Genomic DNA, 16,122 nt, shown 5'->3' on the forward strand with positions numbered 1-16,122 from the left:
TCAAAATTAAGGTCAAACCCCAAATTCTCAGCAAGGTGTTCCTGTGATTCACTCTTTCTGAAGCTTTTATCATACGGATTTTCATTGCTTCCATGGTGGTATATCACTGTGGGGTACTCTTTGCCCTTCCATCGAGCAATCTTAAATGCTGCCTCCAGCTTTCCTATAAGGGTCTCTGCTGGGACGGTGTATTCATTTTTCCCTGTGGGATATGGTATATCTACAGATATTTCTCTAAGAAGCTCCTTGAGGTAGGGCTGTCTGTTCCTTCCCTGAAAAATTTTGAACTTCGTAGGAATAAAGAGGACAGCTCTATCGTCAGTACATCTAGAAGCGCGTGGATGTTCATGAAGGTGCCCCTCCTTTAGCCTGAATCCACCTTCTGATTTCCAGCCCGTACAGCATGACCAGCGCCCAGTATGCGGGGTTGTTAAGTCCCGTGTAGAGGTTGCTCCCTGTCCCCATTATATAGAACTCCCACAGGTGAACAATGCTGAAGAGGAGGAATATAATCCCGAGGTACCTGGCAGAGGGCGCTTGTGCTATTAGTGCAAACAGTCCTATGGCAACCCCCACAATAAGCCCCAGACTGAGGACGGTCGCGTCGCCTGTCACAGACATTATTATGACGGAGGGTATAAAGTATCCCAGAAACCCTGCCGAGAAAACCGCTATCTTCTTCTTGAACCCCATGGATATTCCGAGGGAGCGGTAGAAGAAGTACCATGCCAGGAGCATAAAGACGAAGGAAAGGGACTTCAAGCCTCCCATTGCCTGCAAGAGCCCGCTGGCGCGTATGTTTTCTATGGTTATTTCCCTGACTGAAGGGTTCTGGAAGAGGTATACCAACCCCAGAGCAAAGGCTATCGCCACGATAGTATACGTGACACCAAAAAACAGCTCAAATCTCCTGAAGTTCCTGTTACTGCATGGTGAGCTGATGACCATTGTAAGTGCCATCACGCCAATGGCCCCAAAAAGTACCGTCTCGATAATAAGGTCAACAACTATGGGCCTCTTGGCATTTACGAGCCATAGGTACCCTATAGCCGCGAGCAATACTGCGGCGCACAGTTCGGAGAGTGGTCCTTTCTTCATATTTTGTGCTCCAATCGGCTTATATATCGAGCAGTAATATCAGTTGTGCCGCACATATGTGGTTATACCGTGATACACCAAACTTTTTCCTTTAGAACATCGACGGCTCTGAAAACCCCGCCGAGGCTCAAAAGTTTCTCTTTGCCCAGTAAATAGCACGATTTGTGGTTTCACTAATTGGATTGCCTTTATAGTCTCCATATCTCCTTTCAATAACGAGCCCTGCAGCAGTTATCCATCCTTCGATTTCTTGGGCTGTGGGAATATGTTTAACATAGCTCTCTTCTTTACAAAAAGTTTCGCCTGATTTTAGTCTAAGCTCAAACCTGCGCACACCCGATACTACCTGCTTTTGTGCGTTATATTTTTCGTCTATAAGGATATAGCGTCCATAAGTTCCCCAACTATCAATGCCCTCAAAAATTACACGTTCTCCTGGTTGACCGAAAAATTGTTCGGGATGGGCAACTAAGTGGGTATCTAAATATATGTGTCCACCGGGTTTGAGTACGGAATAAGACTTCTCGATAAGTTTCTGCTGGGCAACTTTATTGTCATTATTGGATATGATGTTAAGCAGAACGTTGCCGGCTAGGATCACGACATCATATTCTTCACCCCAATTGGCGGTAATAGCATCCGCCTGGATTACTGTGATGTTTTCTAATCCCTGGGTTTTTTCAAAGAGTTTTGCCAGCATCAAATTGTCCATATCCAGTCCAACCACTATATGTCCATCTTTTGCCAAAGGGACGAGTATGCGACCGCTGCCACAGCATACCTCAAAAATATGCTGTTCCTTGCGGTCACCAATCATTTTCTTAATCATCTGAACATCTTCTATCTCAGTTACTGTCTGTTCATATAACTCCACTGTCCAATGGTGCAAATATTTACTGTACTGTTTAATTTCCATAAATCTCCCTTCGGTTGGTTTAACAAACATGAATCAAACTTTATTTTGCGCTAATCCTTTAAGTAAAGCAACCCTCTCTTCCATGATTTTCTTGTGCTCTTCTTCCGTCAATGTAGGGGCTTTGTTTTCCCAGAATCTATCACATGGGATCTCATTACATTGCCCGCAGTGCTCCAGCCCTTTATCAATTACACAGCACTTATAAAAATCACAAACCTTAAGCCCCACTTCATGCAGCCAGCATGGCCTGCCTTCTATGGCATAACACCCTCCACATTCGTCCCCATACATTCCACAGTCGCTGCATATACATCCACATACCCCAATAACTTTTTCCATAACGATACCTCCTAGGTTTTTAATGTATGTTTAATCCTCATCTTAAACTTTCTCTTTTCACAGGGATGCACCTAAACCTCCGTCTCCGTTTTCAGTCGCCAGCCATCGATGTTAAACCCTCCCATCCTCTCAAAAACATGCAGGATTAGTTTCTCCAACGTTTCAACCTGTTCCCTCTCTATGGCGCTCAAGAACAGTGCCATAAACTCCCCATCCGGGAAAGGTTCAAACATGTATGCCTCTCTAAACTCCCCATCGGCAAACATACGGTAAACCTTGCTGGCCGGAGGGGCTTCAACTGAGAGGAATTGGGAGTAGACCCCAAGGACTTCATTTAAGGTCAGGTGATACAAATATGGGAAGCTCGGGTCGTTTCTTTCCTTCGCATCCTTTACGCTGTCAAGCATATCCCATAGACCATATTTCGCAACCTCGATCCAAACCTTATCTGGCTTTTGGAAAGGTTTTTCCATGTGCTCCAGCGCTTCTCTTTTGAGCTCCTCGGCTATGCCGGTTTTATCAAAGAGGACTTTTCCAACCGCGACTATTCTCGCGGTGCACCTGCTGTTTTCCCTGAATTCCTTCTTAAAGTAGTGTCTGATCTGTCTGGGCGGATTTGCAAAGTATTCAATTAAAACACCATTAATTACTTTGTTTCCCCGCTCACGCCAATCCACATCTTCAGATAGGATTATGTAAACATCTACGTCCGAATATTCGGTTTGGGTGTTTATCGCTCGACTTCCCGTGAGCAGGGCAGCCTCAACAAAGTCTTTTTCCTTCCATTCCTCAAGGAAAATTTCCAAAGCGAACTGCCAGTTGTTTTTGTTTTGGGGGATGTTCATATTCATACAACCTCCCTACGCCAATATAGTTGTAGTTTCATTTTCCCACTCCTCAGCTATACCATACATCCGAGGGGTTTCTGGTTTTTACCTCGGTCAGCTTTTTGTTCAAGGCTGCTACCAGTGAACGCGTCGTGTTTTCACGATAAGCCAGAACTTCAAGTTCTTCCATGTTTGGAGGATGCCCTATCCAAGCGCCGGAAATAAAAACGTGTGCCACTCCAAAAATGGAGAACAGCACGATGTTGTCTATGATATAAGCAATCCCCCTCTTCAAGACGCCTTGATATTCAGCTTCCATCTTTCTTCCGCTCCCCTCTCCAAATGACTGCAAGGACGATTGCCACTACACCTGCCGGGACTGCGAAAATCAAAATTCCCGATAATGGAGTCGTTTTCAGCAAATATGGCACGCCAACTATTGCAAAAACCAAAAGGACAAAGACAACTGCCGCTGAAACCACCAAGGCTTTTCTGAATCCATTCATATCTTACCACCTCTGGTTCATCACTCTTCAGAACTCTGCCCCCAGAGTTAGCTTTGGGTCTTTTTCCCTTCCAGATTTTCCCGTTTCTTCATTCTGGACACCTTCCATTCATGCCCTTGATGCATCTATTTCCGTGCCCACGTTGATTATTGCTTTCTTATGCCGCAGGAAGTAGTACAAGGTCACGGCAAACCCCGCAACGCCTGATGCCATCAGGAGTGAATACGGGGTGAAGTACTCGAGTGCTATGCCTGCAATTGCCACGCCTATTGGAACTAACGCCTGTGCTAGGAGTTCAAACACCGAAAACACCCTGCCCCTCAGCTCGCTTGGCACGAGCTTCTGCATTTTTGTGAAAAACGGCACGTTTACGAGCGCGTTCGATGCTCCCCATACAATGTTCATTCCAATGAAAATTGAAAACAGTGTCGATGTTCCAAATGCCACTGCTGGGGATACGAGGAGTGCTAGCACTATGAACAGTCCGACCTCAATAAAGAGCATTTTAAATAGTAGCTTCTCAGCCTTATTACCGAGCTTTGCCAGTATAATGCCGTTGCCCAGAAGCATTCCAACCATAAACGCCGTCTGAAGGGCACCAAACTTTTCCGAGTTAAACCCTATGCTAACTCTGTACACATAGGGCAGGACTACCGTCAGTGCTGGTGTCAGTAAGAAGTTTATCATCAAGGCGTAGCCCATTATGAGCTTTAATGGTTTGTTGTCCTTGAGGAAGGCTACCCCTTCCAAGAGGTCATCTTTGACCTCTCCCAAATGCTTGAGCTTTTTGGTCTGCCATTTGTACTCTATGAGCATCTCAAACAACCCCGAACCTAGGAAGGAAAGCCCGTTTATGAGTATTGCAAGCGTGATACCCCCAAAAGCATAGATTACTCCCCCCACCAGGGGTCCGGCTATCCTGGCAGCTATTGAAAGCGACTGAACTGTTGATGTTGCCTTAGCTAGTTCTTCTTTTTCGACAAGATCTGCAAACATAGCACTCGTTGCCGTTCCAAAGAATGTCCCCATTATGCTCATCAGCACCTGCACTGCGAGAAGCGCATTCAGGCTTAAAAGTCCGGAAAGTACAATCCCAAGGAGCAGGGCCCCCCTTGCTATGTCAAGCCACACCATTATGGTTTTTCTGTTGTATCTGTCACCAACAACGCCCGCTATTGGCGAAAGTACCAGACTCGGTATCATCCCTGCCATGAGAAAAACGCTCATCATCGCACCGCTTTTTGTGGTGTCGAGAACGTACAGCGGAAGGGCGACGTTTTGCACGGCCCACCCAATCTGCGAAACAAAGCGGCCCACGGCGTAGAGCCAGAAGTTCCTGTTGAGCATCATTCCCTTCCCCTCCGCTTCGAGGTGAGGTAATACACCAATGCCAGGCCCAGTTTGCCCACTGATCCTGCAATTACTGGAATGACCGGAAGGTTAAACAACATAGCCGCCAGTATCCATGCAGTTTTCTCACCCCGGGGCATGGCTTTCTGCCGCACAACTATGTCGAGGATTATCCATACCGTTGCAACCACTCCTAATACCCACATCGCCCAGAAGGCGCTAAATTCGGTTCCAATGTATGACATCCTTTTCAACTCCGGTGGGATTTGTTCTGATTTTAGATGGTGCCCATAAGGGCAGCAAAAATGAAACGGTCACTCACCATCTGTTGCTGACATCGTGGGCTTCTTTGAATGCCCATTCCCTCATAATCTCGCTTCCGCTGTGTCCAACCTTTTTCCAAAACTTCAGGGCTTCGAAATCAAACATTTTCTTCACCTCCATCCTTCAAGTGCTGCTTCCGTGCCGTGTATGATATGATGTACTTCTCTTCCATGTTGGGTACAGATTTTTGTAGTACACTTTTATGTACTCAACTCCGCAAGGATTTAAAAACTTTTCCCTAAATGACCTTGGGTAAGTGGACAAGTTCCTCTTCGAGTTTTTCATCAAGAAGTTGAAGTTTGCAGAACACATAGTGGGATTCGCGGGCTATTGAGTATCCTTGGTTTTTAAGCCACTCTAAAAGTTCAACTCGCTCTTTTATAGAGTCCGCTTTATGAGGAGCCTACCCTCTGAGTGTCAATCAACCCCGGAGATGGTTCCCTGAATCCATGCTAGAGATGGATAATTTTGAAGTCGAGAGGGTAAAGCTTCGCGTTTGTGGTGAGGTACTTTCTATGTATGATGCCTACCATCAAGTTCGATATTCTCGCTTTTTCCCTCACAACAGTGCCGGCAGGAAGTCTGCGAAGTAGTGGCCAAGTGTTGCCGGAAAAACGCTACGGCTTTTCATGTAGAGTATGCCCCAGAGCCAGCCGAAGGTGCAATGTCCAATGAACCGGAATATTGCCGCTGAAATACTGTGTCCTGAAGCCTCCCATAGCGGACCGAAGAATGTCGTCGGTATGTGGGCAAGTGCAAAGAGCAACCCTGCAAGTAGCCAAGCCCTGTTCTGCCCCATGGCCCGCTCAAGTTTTGACTGGAGTGTAGCGCGGTAAAACCACTCCTCTTTGAATGAAGGTGATAACAGTCCGATTATCAGCGCCTCAGTGCTTATGGATACGTGACCCTCAAAAAGGAATGCAAAAAAGCCAAAGAATATTCCGAATCCCACCAGCGCTATGGCGGGCTTCCATGCTACTGGAGCTCTAAAGCCGAGTTCCCTCGCGTCCCGCCTGTGGATCACGACCTCAACCACGAATGGGAGCAGAAGGACGAGAAAGAAGTGTAGGGAGAACTTTATCCCACCTATCTCCACGCTCGGATACGACTCGGCACCAAAAAGTACAATGTATGTGATCGATGCAAACACAATCAGCCAGATGGTAACCGCTTCAAGGAGTTCCCTTGTTGGGTTTTCACTTTTTGGCAAGGGTGAAGGATAGCTTCCAATCTTTTTATGCGCGAGGAGTACAAAGAGGATTGTTCCAAAGGCACCAAGTGCCATTTGAAGAGCCGTCTGCATTTAGCTTCCCCCATTGCGTTTAAATAAATCGAGTTACATTTAGCCATATAAAAGCCTTTGCTCAGCTGGAAATTTTGTGAAAGCGGCTATCAGTAGGTTGATAAAATATTATATTCGATGTCTACAATCTCAATTTGGTCATAGCAGAAGTCTCCTGTTTTTAGTTTCCATATTATGTTGACCCTGCTTGGGACAACAACGCCGTTGAACACTTTGTATTCTACAATCTGTCCTTTCCAGTCCTCTAAAACGAACTCCCCATTAACCTCCATGTACCGTTTTGCAGTGATTCTTGTTACTTCGCCATTTTCGTTAAAATGGAAAACTGCCGAGGCTGAAACTCCATCGTAAGTTATTGTGGCTTTTGCTGAGGTGTTGTCTATGGCTTCCCATGTGATGTAGTTGCTTAAAAACGCTGAAGGAAACCAGATGCACTCAGCGAGAAATCTCAAAAGCTCTCCGTGATCAATCTCATACCCCTCTGCATCGACAACCGTAATTAACCCTAATAATTTTACCACCAAATTGCCTTTACCACCAACAAATTCATCCTTCGCATGTATTGATAGCAGTGGAGCAGCTCTCACTTTTGCTATCCAGATGAATTCAGCGGAATCCACCCTAAAATATTGCTCTGCTGTTATCGGCATCCACTTTTGATCTTCTTTCATACGGAAGTATCCGCCTTGTTTCAATCTAACGGTGTTGATTTCTTCCTTGCCGATGATCTGGGTATGTCTTAAATATCTTTTGGATCAGCTTAGCCAGATCTTGTATATCTTCACTTGGTAATGACTTTGGGTTTTGTCATATCCTCCATCTTTAAAAAGTTCTTTTGCCTCATTCCTTGTCCTTTTGGTGAATGCAATGCCACCAAGGACAGCAGTTGAGACCAGTAGAAGGGCAATTATTCCTGATACAACTAACACACTTTTTATCATTTGTTTCACCTTGTTCTGAAAAATTCGTCACCGTAATTTGCGATGATAACGTTCATTGACCATAGATGTTATATACCGTTGGGCCGTATAACAAGAGTGGCTCGGCTAAATATTCAAAGAAAATCGAGGAGATGTATCTAATGAAAACAAAATTCTTTGTGATGATTTTATTAATTTTTGCATCTTTATTGTCCGGATGTTTGGGAGGTGGAGGAGATGTCACTCTAGTCGAACCTGGCTCACATAGGAAGATAGATTACAATGGCACCGAGCTCATAATGGAGCTTAACTTTTGGAACATCAAAGAGTTTAATGGAAGCGCTAAACTAGTTTATCACAAAAACAATTATACAATAGGGTTTTACGCAAATTTGAGTGATATTGTGATGGAAGAACCTCAACGTTACATTCAAGGCTATCCTGAGATATTCTATGGATATAAACCGTGGATTGGTCATGGAACTAATGGAAAGCTCCCTAAAAGGATAAAGGAGCTTGGAGACATTGAGGTGACATTGAACTACGCCCTCTGGCACGAAAGAAACCTTCCTATAAACTTAGCCATGGAAACTTGGATAACTGCGGAGGAGAAAGCGAGGGAAGCTAAAGAGGGCGATGTGGAGTTAATGGTGTGGCTCTATTCAAATTCGCTTGTTAGACCGGCGGGAAGTAAAATTAAGACTATAAATGCCCCTATAGTTGTAAACGACACTCTAAGAGAGGCAGAATGGGAAGTTTGGCTCTACTGCAATGCTCTGCCTTGGGACTTAATAACTTTCCGCTTAAAAGAGCCTATTAAAAGTGGGAAGGTTAAGTTGAGCGTTTTACCACTTATTGCAACAGCTAAAGAAGTTTTTGAAGAAAATTCCTGCAGAGTCAAAGACTTTGAGGAGCTTTATCTGGAGGACTGGGAAGTTGGAACGGAGTTTGGGAGCCCTTATAAAAGGAGTGCTAACTTTGGATGGCAAATATTTGAATTTGAGATTAGGGTAAAGGAGTGATTATATTTTGGGAGGTTTGATATATTGCCTTTAGAAACGTTTCGCGACGCTCTCATTTTGGCATATCGTGAAAATCCCTGCCAAGTTCTGCCGAATGCATTATGGAAAACTCTAAAAGAAATTAACAAATTTGAGACATCTTTTAAGGTTGAAAATGGCTTAGTAACACACCTCGAGGCGTGGAATGACGAAAGCTTATACATCTATTGGAGCAGAGACAGAACCCCACCGAAAATTCCCAAAAAACGCTTAGACAACCTAAAGTTTGCTCTTGTGCACCAAGACTTTTTGAGGGCTTTTCCTGCTGAAAATTTTGACATACAAAGGCCATACTTCCGGCTTATTTACAAGCACCGGCGGATAAGTGGAGTGAAATTGCCACAGGGTTTTCACATAGCTAACGTAGACACAAAAAGCGAGAGTGACCTCGTTGCTGAAGTTATTAAAAAATGCTATGAAAACATAAATGTAAATCCAGAAATCGTGAAAAGCTGGACTGAACACCCCGTATTTGACCCAAATTTGTGGATTTGGGTAATTGATGGTGAGAAAGGCACTCCGGCAGGTTTAGGAATTGCAGAGTTTGATCCCACAATTCGGGAGGGTTCCCTTGAGTGGATACAAGTTCTTCCAGAGTACAGAGGAAAAGGCATAGGAAAATCCATTGTATTGGAGTTGCTCAGGCGTCTCCAAGACCGTGCGGCATTTACTACGGTCTCAGGAGAGGTTAACAATAAAACCAAGCCAGAAATCCTTTATAGGCGGTGCGGATTCCAAGGGGATGATGTGTGGTGGCTTTTAATCAAGAAAGGCTAGGATTACAAATGCTTGTTTAATCTTTATCAAGAAATTCCTTCAGCTCTTCAAAGTTCTTGACATCAGCCCACATATGGATGAATTTTATATTTGGGATCTCTCTTTTTACATCTTCTACATGGGAAGCTTTATCATCAACATAAACAACCTCTTTAATCTCATAGCCCAGACTTTCAAGCTGTTTGACTGTTCTCCTAATCATATCCGCTTTATCTGGATGATTCTCCATTTTTGGAAAGAGAAAACACTCCCAAATTCCAAATGCTTCTAAAATTGGCTGTACTATTTCTTCTACGTTCCAGCTTGCGATGCTTAAGATAAATCTTTCCTTTGCCCATTCAAGAAACTCCCTAGTTCCTTCAAAAAGCCTAACCTCTCTTCCGTAAACATCTATGAACAGGTTCCTTTCAACCTTAAATTGAGGATCTTTAAATCGAAGAACTTCAAATTTAAGAACCATTTGTGGCATATCTTTTTGTTCCCAAAGTGTTCCATCCAAATCAAGAACCAAAAGCTTCTTCATAATTACCACCAAAACAGGATATAAAAGAAGAGAAGAGCTCACTCCTTCTTGACGTGCTTCTCGACGAACTCCTTGAGGACGTCCTTGAGCTTCGGCTCGCCGATCTCCTCGAGCTCGTACCTGACCCTGACGGCCGGCTTGTTGAGCTTCATGACGCGGCGGAGGTCGATGGGAGTACCCATGATGACGACGTCGGCATCGGCGCGGTTGATGGTCTCCTCAAGCTCCCTAATCTGCTTCTCGCCGTAGCCCATGGCCGGCAGGATGACGTCGAGGTGGCTGTACTTCTTGTAGGTGTCGATGATCGAGCCGACGGCGTAGGGCCTCGGGTCGATTATCTCCTTGGCTCCGTACTTCTTGGCGGCGATGTATCCGGCACCGTACTTCATGCCGCCGTGGGTGAGGGTCGGACCGTCCTCGACGACGAGAACGCGCTTGCCCTTGATGAGCTCCGGCTGGTCGACGTAGAGCGGTGAGGCACCGTCGATGATGACGGCGTTCGGGTTGACCTTCTCGATGCTCTCGCGAACCTTCTGGATGTCGTCCCTGTTGGCGGTGTCGATCTTGTTGATGATTATGACATCAGCAGCCCTGAAGTTAGTCTCACCGGGGTGGTACTTGAGCTCGTGGCCGGGCCTGTGCGGGTCGGTGACGACTATCCAGAGGTCGGGCTCGTAGAACGGGAAGTCGTTGTTTCCGCCGTCCCAGAGGATTATATCAGCTTCTTTCTCAGCCTCGCGGAGGATCTTCTCGTAGTCAACGCCCGCGTAGACGACCATGCCCCTGTCGATGTAGGGCTCGTACTCCTCGCGCTCCTCGATGGTGCACTCGTGCTTGTCGAGGTCCTCGTAGCTGGCGAAGCGCTGGACAATCTGCTTCCTGAGGTCGCCGTAGGGCATCGGGTGCCTGATGGCGACGACCTTGTAGCCCATCTCCTGGAGGATCTGGGCGACCTTCCTGCTGGTCTGGCTCTTTCCACAGCCGGTTCTGACGGCGGTGACCGCTATGACCGGCTTGCTGGACTTGAGCATGGTGCTCTTCGGGCCGAGGAGCCAGAAGTCGGCACCGGCTGAGTGGGCCCTGCTAGCGAGGTGCATGACGTGCTCGTGCGGAACGTCGGAGTAGGCGAAGACGACGACGTCGATGTCGTGCTCCTTAATTATCTTCTCCATGTCATCCTCGCTCCAGATTGGAATTCCGTTCGGGTAGAGCTCACCGGCGAGCTCGGGCGGGTAGACCCTACCCTCGATGTCCGGAATCTGAGTGGCGGTGAAGGCAACGACCTCGTAGTCGGGGTTGTCCCTGAAGAACGTGTTGAAGTTGTGGAAGTCCCTTCCGGCGGCGCCCAAAATGAGAACCCTCTTCTTCCTCTTCTCGGCCATTTTTGACCACCTCAAAAGTTTTTAATCAGGCACTGGTGTATCGTTTTTGGCATTTATAACGGTTTTTGTTTAATGGTGCAAGCTCCTGGTGTGGATTATTCGGTACGGCCATCAGTGGACTGAAAAACATTCAAGCGCCGCTGGATAATCTCCGTTTGAATTTACCTGTGGGATTAATAACCCGCCGGGCCATTCCCCAACGTCTGCAACCGTTAATAATTCCTCCGAGAAGATGGGGCGATACCTATGCCGTCGGTGGAGGTTAGAACACACACGGCCTTGCATGTGGTCAAGGGCGCCGTCATCAAGGTTCTGGGTGAAAACGCTAAGTGGACGGCGAGCGTTTACGTGGACGGAAGCCACGGAAGGTTAACCGTCAAGTTCGGCAGGAAGCCAACGCCGGAGGCGGTTGCCGAGATAGAGCGCCTCGCCAGCGAGAAGGTTAGGGAGAACGTTCCGGTTAGGGTCTATGAGCTGCCCAGGGAGGAGGCCGAGGAGCGCTTCGGCGAGGATATGTACGACCTCTTCCCGATTCCGCCGGAGGTAAGAACCCTCAAGTCGTCGTCATCGAGGGCTGGAACGTCAACGCCTGCAACAAGGAGCATACCACAACGACGGGAGAAATCGGGGAGATAAAAATCCGGAAGGTCAGGTTCAGGAGGAGCAAGGGGCTGCTTGAGATAAGCTTTGACGTGCTGTAGCTCACCTAACCCACAGCGCTCCTGCCATGCCGAAGTAGGTTGGGCGGGCGTAGGCGGTTTCCCTCACCCCCATCGGGACCCTCTTCAGAAGGCCGTGGAGGACGAGGAGCTGCCAGTAGCTGTCCACCAGTGCCTTCCTCACGAGCTCCTCTGGGATATCTGGAAGTTCCTCAAGGCGGTTTTCGTTTATCAGCTCCATGACGAGCCTGTCGTACTCCTCGCTCTCCTTTACCTTTCCGTACGGGCCCTCCTCACTGTGCCCGTGCCCGTGGTCGGCGCTGGCTATGAACGCCACCCTCTTCTCGCTCCCCTCTGTGACGTCTCCAATAACCTCTCCGAAGCGAACGAGCACCTCCCTGGGCACATTTCTGGCCGGCGTCAGGAGAACGAGCGGCTTCTTTTCGAGGAAGTGCAGGGGTATCAGCTCGCCCCAGCTCAGCGGCCACCGGGAGTAGTCTCCGCTCAGCGCGGCGAAGTTCATGTCCACCACAGGCAGGCCGGCGCTCTTTGCCGATTCGTAGATTTTTCTCGCGAGCTCTTTCTCAGTCTCCCATTCGCCGGGGAGCTCCTTGCCCTCGAAGCCAAGCCACGAGACGAGGTGCTTGGCCATGACCACGCCGAGGTGGTCGCTCATCCGGACGTTGTGTGGGCTTATGAGGACGTAGGCATCGGCGTCACTGAGGGCCCTTCCTATCTTCCCGAGAACCTCGGCGAGCCTCTTCGTTTCCTCGTCTTCCGGCTCCAGGACGGGGTTTCCATGGGGCATCATCGCGGCTCCGATCAGCATGTTATCACCGGTGTTGCTACATCTTTCCCGTTTATACGCTTTGCTCGGTTTTACCGTTCGCCGTTTCTTTCTGAATTTTTGCTTAGAGTAAGGCTTATAAACATTTACATCGTTGTAAATGTTTGGTGAGTGGTGTGGATTTTGGGCTGTTGATGGAGCGCTACGGCTATGCGCTCCTGCTTAGGCTCATGATTGCCCTCTCGTTCGGCGTTATAGTCGGGACGCTACTCTTCTGGGGTTACTTTACCAAAGGTATCGCCGCGTTCTTTGTGTGGCTTTATGCTGGAGTCATGCTCCTCCTGAAGCGCCTTTATGAGTTCCTATTTGCGGAGAACCCTGATCTGCTGTCCGAGAAAAATGAGGGGAACAGGCAGCGGGCAAAGCGCTTCTTTATGAATCGTTTTTGATGCAGTTTTCCAGCCCTTCAAGATGACACTCCCTCACCTTACCCTGCCCTGTCGTCGAGAGAGTCTTCAGCCCGGAGCCAGTGAGTATCGAGACGACCTTGGCTCCGCTTGGAAGGTCGAGCTTCTCCAGCGCCGCTATACCCGTAGCACTCGCCGGCTGGACGAAGAGGCCTTCACCGGCGAGCTTCCTCTGCGCTTCGAGTATCTCCTCGTCGGAAACGGCCATACATTTCCAGTCGAAGTCCCGCATGAGCCTCAGAACCGTGTTCCCGCTCGGCGGATATGGGTTGGCTATGGCCTTGGCTACCGTTTTGGGACTCTCAAAGCGCTCGATTTTTGCCCTGCCCTCATCAAAAGCCCTGCATATCGGTGAGCAGCCCTCGGCCTGAACCGCGATAAGGGTTGGAAGCTCATCGATAAGTCCGCTCTCGTGGAGCTCGATGAAGCCCTTGGCGATTCCGCGGAAAAGGCCGCCTGAGCTGGTCGGGATTAGAACGTAGTCCGGGCTCAGTTCCTCGGCTATCTCGAACGCTATGCCCTTGTAGCCCTCGATCCGGAATGGGTTGTCCGAGTTGATGAAATAGACCCCGAGCTTTTCTCCTAGCTTCAGGCTCTCGAAGTAGAGCCTCCCGTAGTCGCCGTGGACTCTGATGACCTCGCCGCCGTAAACCCAAACTGCCTTCAGCTTCTCGTCGCTCGCGTTTTCGGAGACGAGGATTTTGGCCCCTAATCCAAAGCGGGAAGCGTAGGCCGAAACACTCGCCGCCATGTTGCCGGTCGATACCGTTCCGACGGCTCTGTAGCCGGCCTTAAGGGCATGGCTGATGGCCAGAAACGTCCCCCTGTCCTTGAAGCTCCACGTTGGATTTACGGTCTCGTTCTTGAGGTAGAGCCGGATTCCGAGCTCTTCCCCGAGCTTCGAGTGGATGAGCGGCGTGTCGCCCTCGCCGAGGGAAAGTTCCAGAACCGGTTCCACCGGCCAGAAGTCCCAGAACCGCTCCCAGACGCTCTTTCCTATGTATGGCTCGCCCGTGAATCTTTCGAACTCCACGGGCTCGCCGCATTCACACCTCTGAACCGGTTCGTCGTAGGTTTTCCCGCAGATTGAACAGACCAGCCTCACATCAGTCCCTCCTTTCGGCGATCAGGAGAACGGAGCTTCCGTCAATTCTTATCGTGTAGTTCGCGTAGGTGTTGCCCTCCGCGAGCTTGGAGAGGGTTTCTCCAAAGGCTTTCGCGGCTTCGGGGGTTGAGAAGACCACCTTCCACTGGAGGAGGTAGTCCGTCGCGTTCTGGGTTAGGAGAAGCCTATCCCCGCGCCACGCACTCGAGACGTTCCAGGCGGTTTCGTCCTCCAGCTTCGCAACGTCCCTGAAAAGGAGGTAGACGTAGTACTCACCGAGCCTGTCTTCCTTGAGGACGCGTGAGTTTGGCGGTGCGTTCAGGGTGACGTTGAGGGGGGTAACGTTTTCGAGGTACAGCTCGGGGTGCATGACCTGCTGCGCCGAGACCGGATAGCGGCTGTAGGCCTCGTTAACGAGGCTCCAGTTTCCCTTCTCGTAGAGGTACCTCACGAAGCGGTCGCCGAAGACGTAGGGGAAGATGTGGAGGTCGGTTAGGGGATCCCCGCTCAGCGAGCGTATCTTGTGGATGGGTATCCCGTTCTTCTCGCAGTAGAGGTCTGCAACGAGGTCGGCATCGCCCTCGATGAGGGATTGAACCGCTATGGTGCCGTCGTAGGTGTCGGCACCGTACTTCGCGTTGAACCACTGCTTCTGGAGCACGTGAACGCTCTCGTGGGCTATCGTCCTCCTGGCGGTGTCCGGGTCAGACATGAAGTTCTCCTGGATGATGTAGATGGTATCTCCCACCGTTGCTGCTATCCATCCTGCGCTCCTCTCAGTTTCCTTCTTGATGTACTGGTAGTCCGGCGGAAGGAGGAGGGTCATCTTGTAGGTCAGCTCCTCGGTTCTCATACTCTCGATGTCCGCTTTGCCGGGCTTCCATTTAACTAGAGCCTCGCTCTTCGTGAGAACCACTATCTCGGGCCTCTCCTTGAAGGTGAGTTTCCTTATCCCCTGAACCTGGTCGAGTATCCCGTTTACCTCTCCGAGAACCGCGCTCGGGTTGACGGTTAGCCTCTCCACTGCGTAGAGCGCCGAGATGAGCAGGACTATCAGCCCGAGAACCGCCAGCTTTTCAGGGAGATTTCGCATGTTACCAACTCGAAAAGAGAATTAAAAAGGGCTTTGGTGCGACCGTTGAACGGTTCACTCCCTGAACTCAACGAACTCCTCCTTCATGCCGTCCCTCGTTATGACGACGACCTGGATCTTCCTATCACCGGTGTAAACGTCGCGCTTTCCGGCGGTTCTCACGGCCCTGACTGCCAGCTCTTTCGCCTCCTCTACGCTCATGTCCTTCTTGAAGCCGTCTTCAAGGATGGCTATGGCGAAGGGGCTTCCCGAGCCAGTGGCAGTGTAGTCATCGAAGACGAGACCGCCCATCGCGTCGAGGTTGGCCAGGGTGGGCTCGTCAACGTAGCCACCTATGATTATCTGGACGAGGTAGGGGAACCACTTGTTCTCGTTCAGGATATTGCTGAGAAGGTTCGCCATCGCCCTTGTGGTCATCGGCCTGTTCCAGGTGAACTGGTAGTAGCGCGCCTCTGCTTCCAGAGTCCTTGCGAGGGCCTGCACGTCGCCGACGCTTCCCGCGGTGGTTATCGCTATCCTGTCGGTGATTGGGACTATCTTCCTGATGTTGAGGGTCTCGACCATGTGGTCGAGGGAAGCCTGCGTATCAGCGGCCAGAACAACGCCGTCTCTGGCCTTTATTCCCACGGTGGTGGTACCGGTTTTCTTAGTTTCCATTCTCTCACCCCTGACCCATCTTCTCACC

General features: G+C 49.3%; 19 protein-coding genes and 2 pseudogenes. 4 read left to right on the forward strand and 17 right to left on the reverse strand.

The annotated features are described in order from the left end of the window. Nucleotides 1-345: 345 nt before the first annotated feature. The 11 genes and pseudogenes from FPV09_RS10055 to FPV09_RS10105 form a co-directional block, all read right to left on the reverse strand. Nucleotides 346-1,098, reverse strand: a complete 753-nt coding sequence (locus tag FPV09_RS10055; RefSeq protein WP_148883302.1) for a hypothetical protein — start codon at nucleotides 1,096-1,098, stop codon at nucleotides 346-348. A 127-nt stretch (nucleotides 1,099-1,225) separates the two neighbouring features. Beyond that, the gene (locus tag FPV09_RS10060; RefSeq protein WP_168194759.1) at nucleotides 1,226-2,014 is read right to left on the reverse strand and encodes a class I SAM-dependent methyltransferase; all 789 of its coding nucleotides are present in this window, start codon (nucleotides 2,012-2,014) and stop codon (nucleotides 1,226-1,228) included. A gap of 33 nt (nucleotides 2,015-2,047) precedes the next feature. Further along, a complete protein-coding gene (locus FPV09_RS10065) occupies nucleotides 2,048-2,353 on the reverse strand; it encodes a DUF3795 domain-containing protein (RefSeq protein ID WP_148883304.1) in 306 nt (101 codons plus the stop codon). A gap of 71 nt (nucleotides 2,354-2,424) precedes the next feature. Further along, complete coding sequence (locus FPV09_RS10070) at nucleotides 2,425-3,204, reverse strand: nucleotidyltransferase domain-containing protein (RefSeq protein ID WP_246112263.1); 780 nt, start codon at nucleotides 3,202-3,204, stop codon at nucleotides 2,425-2,427. Between the two features lie 46 nt (nucleotides 3,205-3,250). Continuing rightward, nucleotides 3,251-3,499: a hypothetical protein gene (locus FPV09_RS10075; protein WP_148883305.1), complete on the reverse strand. Its 249-nt coding sequence runs from the start codon at nucleotides 3,497-3,499 to the stop codon at nucleotides 3,251-3,253. Beyond that, nucleotides 3,489-3,686: a hypothetical protein gene (locus FPV09_RS10080; RefSeq protein WP_148883306.1), complete on the reverse strand. Its 198-nt coding sequence runs from the start codon at nucleotides 3,684-3,686 to the stop codon at nucleotides 3,489-3,491. The genes FPV09_RS10075 and FPV09_RS10080 overlap by 11 nt, the downstream gene beginning before the upstream one ends. Nucleotides 3,687-3,794: 108 nt before the next feature. Beyond that, nucleotides 3,795-5,036, reverse strand: coding sequence for an MFS transporter (locus FPV09_RS10085; protein ID WP_148883307.1), 1,242 nt, complete (start codon nucleotides 5,034-5,036; stop codon nucleotides 3,795-3,797). Next, nucleotides 5,033-5,290, reverse strand: a complete 258-nt coding sequence (locus FPV09_RS10090) for a hypothetical protein (protein WP_394343823.1) — start codon at nucleotides 5,288-5,290, stop codon at nucleotides 5,033-5,035. The genes FPV09_RS10085 and FPV09_RS10090 overlap by 4 nt, the downstream gene beginning before the upstream one ends. Nucleotides 5,291-5,919: 629 nt before the next feature. Then, nucleotides 5,920-6,663, reverse strand: coding sequence for a CPBP family glutamic-type intramembrane protease (locus FPV09_RS10095; protein ID WP_148883309.1), 744 nt, complete (start codon nucleotides 6,661-6,663; stop codon nucleotides 5,920-5,922). Between the two features lie 89 nt (nucleotides 6,664-6,752). Next, a pseudogene (locus FPV09_RS10100) lies at nucleotides 6,753-7,403 on the reverse strand (DUF6544 family protein); the annotation flags it as partial. Between the two features lie 15 nt (nucleotides 7,404-7,418). Continuing rightward, nucleotides 7,419-7,604: a hypothetical protein gene (locus FPV09_RS10105; protein ID WP_148883311.1), complete on the reverse strand. Its 186-nt coding sequence runs from the start codon at nucleotides 7,602-7,604 to the stop codon at nucleotides 7,419-7,421. Nucleotides 7,605-7,735: 131 nt separating this feature from the next. Between FPV09_RS10105 and FPV09_RS10110 the strand changes: the two genes are divergently transcribed. Continuing rightward, nucleotides 7,736-8,605, forward strand: a complete 870-nt coding sequence (locus FPV09_RS10110) for a GH12 family glycosyl hydrolase domain-containing protein (protein WP_168194761.1) — start codon at nucleotides 7,736-7,738, stop codon at nucleotides 8,603-8,605. 57 nt (nucleotides 8,606-8,662) lie between these two features. Then, a complete protein-coding gene (locus FPV09_RS10115; RefSeq protein ID WP_168194762.1) occupies nucleotides 8,663-9,421 on the forward strand; it encodes a GNAT family N-acetyltransferase in 759 nt (252 codons plus the stop codon). 16 nt (nucleotides 9,422-9,437) lie between these two features. Here FPV09_RS10115 and FPV09_RS10120 read toward each other — a convergent pair whose 3' ends face one another. Continuing rightward, nucleotides 9,438-9,944: a magnesium-dependent phosphatase-1 gene (locus FPV09_RS10120; protein WP_148883314.1), complete on the reverse strand. Its 507-nt coding sequence runs from the start codon at nucleotides 9,942-9,944 to the stop codon at nucleotides 9,438-9,440. Nucleotides 9,945-9,982: 38 nt separating this feature from the next. Then, nucleotides 9,983-11,326: a cyclic 2,3-diphosphoglycerate synthase gene (locus tag FPV09_RS10125; RefSeq protein WP_148883315.1), complete on the reverse strand. Its 1,344-nt coding sequence runs from the start codon at nucleotides 11,324-11,326 to the stop codon at nucleotides 9,983-9,985. 246 nt (nucleotides 11,327-11,572) lie between these two features. On the opposite strand from FPV09_RS10125, the pseudogene FPV09_RS10130 reads away from it, so the two are divergent. Beyond that, nucleotides 11,573-12,027: pseudogene (locus FPV09_RS10130) on the forward strand (alanyl-tRNA editing protein). Nucleotide 12,028: 1 nt separating this feature from the next. On the opposite strand, the gene FPV09_RS10135 reads toward FPV09_RS10130, so the two are convergent. After that, nucleotides 12,029-12,814, reverse strand: coding sequence for a DODA-type extradiol aromatic ring-opening family dioxygenase (locus FPV09_RS10135; RefSeq protein ID WP_148883316.1), 786 nt, complete (start codon nucleotides 12,812-12,814; stop codon nucleotides 12,029-12,031). 125 nt (nucleotides 12,815-12,939) lie between these two features. Between FPV09_RS10135 and FPV09_RS10140 the strand changes: the two genes are divergently transcribed. After that, on the forward strand, nucleotides 12,940-13,221 hold the full coding sequence (locus FPV09_RS10140) for a hypothetical protein (RefSeq protein ID WP_148883317.1): 282 nt from the start codon (nucleotides 12,940-12,942) through the stop codon (nucleotides 13,219-13,221). Here FPV09_RS10140 and thrC read toward each other — a convergent pair. Genes thrC through psmB form a run of 3 tightly spaced genes read right to left on the reverse strand, consistent with a single transcriptional unit; the run spans nucleotide 13,205 to nucleotide 16,094 of the window. Beyond that, a complete protein-coding gene (gene thrC, locus FPV09_RS10145) occupies nucleotides 13,205-14,344 on the reverse strand; it encodes a threonine synthase (RefSeq protein ID WP_148883318.1) in 1,140 nt (379 codons plus the stop codon). The two genes, FPV09_RS10140 and thrC, sit on opposite strands and share 17 nt — an antisense overlap. 1 nt (nucleotide 14,345) lies before the next feature. Then, nucleotides 14,346-15,437: an eCIS core domain-containing protein gene (locus FPV09_RS10150; RefSeq protein WP_148883319.1), complete on the reverse strand. Its 1,092-nt coding sequence runs from the start codon at nucleotides 15,435-15,437 to the stop codon at nucleotides 14,346-14,348. A gap of 54 nt (nucleotides 15,438-15,491) precedes the next feature. Continuing rightward, a complete protein-coding gene (gene psmB / locus FPV09_RS10155; protein WP_148883320.1) occupies nucleotides 15,492-16,094 on the reverse strand; it encodes an archaeal proteasome endopeptidase complex subunit beta in 603 nt (200 codons plus the stop codon). Between the last annotated feature and the right edge of the window lie 28 nt (nucleotides 16,095-16,122).

The organism is Thermococcus aciditolerans, from assembly GCF_008152015.1.
Taxonomy (GTDB): Archaea; Methanobacteriota_B; Thermococci; order Thermococcales; family Thermococcaceae; genus Thermococcus; species Thermococcus celericrescens.